The organism is Caballeronia sp. AZ1_KS37, assembly GCF_023631165.1.
Classification (GTDB): domain Bacteria; phylum Pseudomonadota; class Gammaproteobacteria; order Burkholderiales; family Burkholderiaceae; genus Caballeronia; species Caballeronia zhejiangensis.
The window spans coordinates 1-264 of the sequence record NZ_JALQDP010000064.1 but is presented as its reverse complement, the minus strand read 5'-3'; the positions used below and the strand labels follow the sequence as shown (position 1 = coordinate 264).

At 60.2% G+C, this 264-nt stretch carries 1 protein-coding gene; it reads left to right on the top strand.

Annotation, left to right across the window (positions count from 1 at the left end; all coding sequences use genetic code 11):
• Positions 1 to 53: 53 nt before the first annotated feature.
• Positions 54 to 264: hypothetical protein (locus NCS00_RS33240; protein ID WP_250442278.1), on the top strand; the 211-nt coding region annotated here is incomplete at its 3' end.

Genomic DNA, 264 nt, shown 5'->3' with positions numbered 1-264 from the left:
CGGCCGTACTGGCGATGGAGAACGCCGGTGTAAGACAACCATATCGACGGCTCATGCTGATCCGCGGATGGAAAACCGCGACGCTGCTGGTCAAAAACGGGGAATTCGATGACAGGGACATCGCCGCGCTGCGCAGCTTCTGCCATGCCCGTTCGTTCGACGTCGAATACTACCCGGGGATGCAGGCCGCAGAAGCGAATCGCTACAACGTACTTGAAAGGCCCTACTTCTTCGAAGCCGCGCACGCTCTGCTGAGTCCCGGGC